General features: G+C 46.9%; 7 protein-coding genes. All 7 read right to left on the reverse strand.

The window, feature by feature from the left end; translation table 11 throughout:
- Positions 1-725 (reverse strand): 3-oxoacyl-ACP reductase FabG (gene fabG / locus ACTHS3_RS09810; protein WP_440367854.1); only part of this gene is annotated, 725 nt, incomplete at its 3' end.
- Positions 726-769: 44 nt separating this feature from the next.
- Positions 770-1,807, reverse strand: a complete 1,038-nt coding sequence (locus ACTHS3_RS09815; protein ID WP_049336358.1) for a glycosyltransferase family 8 protein — start codon at positions 1,805-1,807, stop codon at positions 770-772.
- Entirely contained in the window at positions 1,800-2,870 is a 1,071-nt protein-coding gene (locus ACTHS3_RS09820) for a hypothetical protein (RefSeq protein WP_049336417.1), read from the reverse strand. The genes ACTHS3_RS09815 and ACTHS3_RS09820 overlap by 8 nt, the downstream gene beginning before the upstream one ends.
- Before the next feature lie 55 nt (positions 2,871-2,925).
- Positions 2,926-3,927 carry a hypothetical protein gene (locus tag ACTHS3_RS09825; protein ID WP_049336360.1) on the reverse strand — a complete coding sequence of 334 codons (1,002 nt, stop codon included), beginning with the start codon at positions 3,925-3,927 and terminating at the stop codon, positions 2,926-2,928.
- Between the two features lie 73 nt (positions 3,928-4,000).
- Entirely contained in the window at positions 4,001-4,927 is a 927-nt protein-coding gene (gene fabD / locus ACTHS3_RS09830) for an ACP S-malonyltransferase (protein ID WP_070625182.1), read from the reverse strand.
- A gap of 153 nt (positions 4,928-5,080) precedes the next feature.
- Complete coding sequence (locus ACTHS3_RS09835; protein ID WP_224783389.1) at positions 5,081-5,284, reverse strand: DUF1294 domain-containing protein; 204 nt, start codon at positions 5,282-5,284, stop codon at positions 5,081-5,083.
- A gap of 51 nt (positions 5,285-5,335) precedes the next feature.
- The coding region (locus ACTHS3_RS09840; RefSeq protein ID WP_440367857.1) for a beta-ketoacyl-ACP synthase III at positions 5,336-6,214 on the reverse strand (879 nt) is incomplete at its 5' end.

Genomic DNA, 6,214 nt, shown 5'->3' on the forward strand with positions numbered 1-6,214 from the left:
TTGACATGAAGTGTCTGACCGGTAATGTATTTTGCCTGATCAGAAGCCAAGAACAAGACTGCATCGGCAATATCTTGTGCTTCACCGAATTTGCCCAAAGAAGTTTGCGCTTCAAAGGTTTTGCGGGTTTCTTCCGGTAGGGCGCGGGTCATATCGGTGTCGATAAAGCCGGGGGCAACGCAGTTGACGGTAATGCCACGGCTGCCGACTTCACGCGCCATAGATTTGGAGAAGCCGATTAAGCCTGCTTTTGCGGCTGCATAGTTGGTTTGGCCGGCATTGCCCATCACGCCGACAACGGATGTGATGTTGATGATGTGGCCGGCACGCTGTTTCATCATGCCGCGCAATACGGCTTTAGAGGCGCGGAAGACAGATTTGAGGTTGACCTGCATGATGTCGTCCCACTCTTCCTCTTTCATGCGCATTAGGAGGTTGTCGCGGGTAATGCCGGCGTTGTTGACCAGAATATCCAGTTTGCCGAATTCTTTTTCGATGTCGGCAATTAGATTTTCGATGGTTTCAGGTTCGGCAGAATTTAATGCACGGCCTTCGCCACCCCATTGTGCCAAGCGTTCGCCGATTGCAACCGCGCCACTCTCACTAGTGGCAGTGCCGATAACTTTTGCACCGGCCGCAGCCAAAGTATCGGCAATTGCCGCACCAATACCGCGCGATGCGCCGGTTACCAAAGCGATTTTGCCGCTTAAATCTTGTGTACTCATGTTTTATTCCTTAATTGTGATTGGAAAAATGGTTTCAGACGGCCTTATTTACCTGGGGAGGGTGCTTGATACCGTCGTTTGTTGATTCTTCGTAATAAATATTCTCTGTAGTATGCCCATGCTTGCTTTTTTTGTCCTTGTTTCCAAAGCCGTTTGGCTGCTTGTCTAAATTTCCTTTTAGGATTTGGAAAGGGCAACCAAGTTGATAGAGGTTGTTCTAGATATCCGTTATTCCATGGGGAATTCTTAAAATATTGATCATATGCAGGGTGGAAGCCTAATTGATGCCACGGTTTGATATGACCAACAAAATGGACTAAGCGGATATTGTTGGGATTGTCGATTAATTCACTGTATTTTTGATGCCAATGTATCCAGTTAAAGTTTTCTGAAAGCCAGTGTACATGACCTATACAGGCTAAATTCAAAATATCTTGGTCTGGACAGGAGAGTTTAAAATTCTGTTTTTCTACGGCTTGCATTTTTTCAGACAAAATTTTATCTATTGCCATATCATTCCATTTGTCAATATTGAATAGAATGACCCCAGAGTTGAAATAAGGCTCAGTATCTGTAAAACCAAATTGATTGAGTTGTTTTATATATGCTCTGTATAAGATTGCATCAGGTACGGCAGCAATCAAAGAATTTGAAATGTCGATTTCAAATAAATCATCAATGTTGCCCAAGCACAGTACATCAGTATCTAAATAAAGCGCAGTATGAGCAATACCTTTTAATAAGCAAGGGATACTCATACGGTAATACATAGCGATAGTAAAATAATGGGTAGTCTGCAGGGTAGAAAAGTATTCTGTATTTAAATGGTAAACGCTTATTGCGTAGTTTTGATTTGATGTTTCAATTTGATCGAAAATATTAAAATCATAACCTTCTGAACCACTAACTAACAAATGAAAATGTATTGGATTGGTATTGTTTTGCAGCACAGAAAGTAACGCAGTGCCGATGTGTTTGATATAGTTTTGATCGGCTGCATAAACAATATGTCTCGGCTGTTCAATGAATTCTCGTTTGCGGATATGAGCAGTTTCTAATACTAATTTTTCTCTATCAAACATTTAAATTCTCCACAACGTCTCTATCGATTTCAGGCAATCCGATAGGGATATTCGGTTCAATATCAAATGCGCAGCTGATCCAGTTGCTGAAGCTGTATTTGTGCTTCAGGCCGGGGGCAAGCGGTACATACGGCAAGGTCAGGAAGGCTTTGAGTTCGTCAAGGTTGCTTCCATTCCAGTAGAACATATTGTTCGGGTGATAAAAATCGTAATGTACGATGGTCGGATTGGTCGTAATCAGTTTTTTGTCCAAACCAATCGCTTCGAAAATCCGCAAAGAGAGGCCGTAGTGCTTGCGGTTGAGGAAATCTACCAATACGGAGGATTTGGCCGCTTCTTCTAAGTTTTGACGATAGGAGAGGGCGTTTTCAAATGAGAAGAACTCGACCTCGGGAATGCCCAAAGCCGCTTTTTCTTCTTCAATTTTCTTACTGGCCAAGCGGAAATCTATTTCTAAACCGATTGAACGTGCAGCTTCGCAAAATGCACGGATGTCATTGTTGCGGTCGGCAGCGTACGAGCCGATAAACAAGATTTTGTTTTGCGGGTTTTCAGACGGCCTGAAGCTGTCAAAGTAGAAGCTGGTGGTTGGAAAGAGTTTTTCGGCGTATTCGGGGTGTTTGCCTTGGTCAAACGGATCGAAAAAGTAAAATTTGTCGAAAAATTCGATGTTGTCGAAGTCTTCTTTTAAGAAGGTCAGGGCTTCCCAGTTGTAGTACACCATCAATTTTGAATGCGCTCTGAGCTTGGCGATGAAGTCTTTCGGGTAGGCGCCTAGCCAAATCATGAAGCAATAATCCGCTTGTTCGGGATGTTCGCTTAACAGGGTATTGAGGCGTTCTTCTACGGCGCGGAACATGGTCCGTTTTTTGAAGTCTTTTTGTCCAAGAATATTTCGATACCAGATTTTTTTCAGCCGTTGAAATACATTTTTGTATTTGAACTCTTTTTCTTCATAGGTCAGGGACAGCACTTCAAATCCGCATTTCTCCAAGTTCTCAATAATGAGTTCGTGGATTTTGAAGAGTTCCGGCATGGCGAGAATGACTTTTTTCTTACTCATAATGTATTCGATGTAATATTTTGTCAGGCAGAAGTATCTGCCGTAGGCAATAGGGTTAATCAATGCCGAGCAGGCGGTTTAGCCATTGTGTAAACGAATAATAGGCTTTGATTTCAGGGTCAGGTTGCTGATACGGGCGCGCCAAGAATTCAGGCAATGCGTCTAAATTACCGCCGTCCCATACGAACACACGGTCCGGGTGGTATAGGTCGGTCTCCAAGATATGTTTGTTGGTGGTGATCAGTTTTTTATCGAAACGCAACGCATCGAAGATACGGAATGATAAGCCGTAATGTTCGAATTGTGCAAAATCGACAACCGCACCGCAACTTTGTACTTGGCTGAGGTTTTCTTCAAAGCTGAGGATGCTGCTGCGGTCAAGATAGCGGATGCCGTTGTGTCCGAAGGCTTTTTCAGCCCTATCGTCTTTACAGTAGATATGAAAATCCAAGGGTAGGTTGAGGCGTTCGGTTTCTTGGATAAAGCGTTTGGTTTGTTCTTCGCGTCTAAGTTCGTAGCCGCCTAAAAAGTAGAGTTTGTTGGTAGGTGCATATTCTGCCACGGGAAAGTCAAAGTAAAAATTGGTGGTGGCTTTGAAACGGCATTGTGGATATTTTTGAATATCGTCGGGATCGAAAACCCAGCATTGGTCAAAATAATCCAAATATTCAATAATATCTGGAAAACGACCTACGCCATCCCATTGATAATTCACACAAACATTGCTGTGTTCGCGGATGGTGGCGATGATTTCTTTGGGGTAAATATTGGCACGGATACAGAGCGCATAATCGGCTTTTTTACCATTTAACAAGGCCAGTTTTTGTTGAATGTCGTCGAGGTGGCGGCTGTATTTGAGGTATTTTTTATAGTTGCCGTCTTTGGTGATGTGTTTGTGGTAGAGATTTTTGAGTCTGCTGCCCAAGTTCGGATAATAGGAATCTCGGTCGTCATAGCACAGGTTAATGACATCAAAACCAAGAAAACGCAGATTTTTTTCGATACATTGATCCAGTCCGTACATGTAGGGAACGGCAAGAATAATGTTTTTTTTCATAATGTATTCGGATTGGAGTGAGCTGATTTTTCAGACGGCCTTGCCTGACAGGATAAGGCCGTCTGAAAACGTTTTAGTGGGCTTCGATAAATGCAGTCACTTGATCGGCATTGGTCAATGCGCTGCACGCGGCTTCTTTATTGATGCGTTTGGCGAGGCCTGCGAGGACTTTGCCGGGGCCGCATTCGGCGGATTCAGTGATGCCTTCGGAGACAAGTGCGTTGACGGTTTCTGTCCAGCGTACCGGGCTGTACAGTTGGCGTACCAAGGCATCTTTGATTTTGTCAGCATCATCATAAGAGGCAACATCGGCGTTATGAATGACGCGGATTTGCGGTTGTTTGATGGTGATGTCTTTCAGTGCTTCGGCAAGTTTTTCCGCTGCAGGCTTCATGAGGCTGCAATGTGAGGGAACGGAAACAGGCAGCGGCAGGGCGCGTTTGGCTCCGGCTTCTTTGGCGGCAGCCATGGCGCGTTCGACTGCGGCTGTATTGCCGGCAATCACGACTTGGCCTGGGGAGTTGAAGTTGACGGCTTCAACGACTTTGCCTTGTGCAGCTTCGGCACAAATGGCTTTTACTTGATCGTCTTCCAAACCCAAAATAGCGGCCATTGCGCCTACGCCTTGCGGTACGGCAGATTGCATAAGTTCGGCGCGCAGACGAACCAGTTTGACCGCGTCTGCGAAATCCAATGCGCCGGCAGCGACGAGGGCGGTGTATTCGCCGAGACTGTGGCCTGCAACGACGGAAGGGATTTTACCGCCGGCTTCCAAGTAGGCGCGGTAGGTGGCAACGCCGGCAGCCAGCATGATGGGCTGGGTGTTGACGGTTTGTCCGATTAATTCGGCATCTTCGCCGTTAATCATTGCCCACAGGTCTTGACCCAATACGGCGGAAGCTTCGTCAAATGTGGCTTTAACGATGGCTTGCTCGGCAAAGCCGTTCATCATGCCTAGGCTTTGTGAGCCTTGTCCGGGAAAGAAGAATGCGAAAGACATGGTAATTCCTTATTGGTTTGAATGTTTGAGGGTGTCCGCCAGCAGAAGGAGGGTGGCGACAGTATTGGTTGCGGCGGTCAGTCGGAAGGTGCGGACAAAACTGAGTTTGCTGGTTTTATGCCGGAATGCGAGGCTGCTGCAATAACCGCCCGGTCAGCCGCCAAGCAGATTGAGCAGGTGCAATTTTGCTTCGGGTATGCGTCTGCCGTGGTTGCGTGCGCGCTGTTTGTCTAGGTAGTAAAGCAGGAAAACGTATGCACTCAGTGCGAGATAGGCGATTGCCAGTTTGGGCAATATTATAGCCGTTATGCTTAAAAACAGGCTGCTGATGCAGAGTGCAAACGTTAGGGATTTCATGGGTTTTAGCAGAATAGGCTGTCTGAAAGGGATGTTCAGACGGCCCAACCGTTAGTATTTTACTAAGACCGCACCCCAGGCAAAACCGCCGCCGATGCCTTCGAGCAAGAGGTTTTGTCCGCGTTTGATTTGGCCGTTTTTAATACCGACATCCAGTGCCAGCGGAATAGAGGCAGCGGACGTGTTGCCGTGGTCTTGGACGGTCAGGATCACTTTGTCCATGCTCAAGCCCAAGTGTTTGGCGGTAGAGTCGATAATGCGCTTATTGGCTTGGTGCGGCACAAGCCAATCGATTTGATTGGTGGTATAACCGGCTTCTTCGATAACGTCATCTGCGATTTTGGACAGCATTTTGACGGCAAACTTGAATACGCCGGGGCCGTCCATGCTGATGTAGGGCGAACCGCAAATCTGGCCGTTGGCAATTTGTCCCGGGACGTTCAAAAGGTTGAGGTAGTTGCCGTCGGCTTTGAGTTTGCTATGGATAATGCCCGGTTCGTCAGATGCACTTAAGACAACCGCGCCCGCACCGTCACCAAAGAGGACGCAGGTGGTGCGGTCGTTCCAATCGACGATGCGGCTGAAGGTTTCAGCGCCGATAACCAAAGCGTTTTTCGCCATGCCACTTTTGATGTAGGCATTGGCAGTGGTCAGGGCATACATAAAACCGGCGCACACGGCTTGTACGTCAAAGGCAGGGCAGCCGTTGGCAATGCCCAATTTTTGCTGCACGATGGTTGCCGTAGAAGGGAACTGCATATCGGGGGTAGCTGTGGCGACGATAATCAGGTCGATATCGTCAGCCTGCAAACCGGCATCTGCCAAGGCGCGGCGCGCTGACTCGGCGGCCAAATCGCTGGTTTTTTCGCTGTCGTCTGCAATATGGCGAAATTTGATACCTGTACGCGTGGTAATCCACTCGTCGGAAGT

This window comes from Neisseria sp. P0009.S007 (assembly GCF_051962515.1).

Excerpts from the sequence above, each read along its gene's own strand:
- ACTHS3_RS09820 (WP_049336417.1), bottom strand. The coding sequence starts at position 2,870 with ATGAGTAAGAAAAAAGTCATTCTCGCCATGCCGGAACTCTTCAAAATC.
- fabD (WP_070625182.1), bottom strand. The coding sequence starts at position 4,927 with ATGTCTTTCGCATTCTTCTTTCCCGGACAAGGCTCACAAAGCCTAGGC.
- ACTHS3_RS09825 (WP_049336360.1), bottom strand. The coding sequence starts at position 3,927 with ATGAAAAAAAACATTATTCTTGCCGTTCCCTACATGTACGGACTGGAT.
- ACTHS3_RS09835 (WP_224783389.1), bottom strand. The coding sequence starts at position 5,284 with ATGAAATCCCTAACGTTTGCACTCTGCATCAGCAGCCTGTTTTTAAGC.
- ACTHS3_RS09815 (WP_049336358.1), bottom strand. The coding sequence starts at position 1,807 with ATGTTTGATAGAGAAAAATTAGTATTAGAAACTGCTCATATCCGCAAA.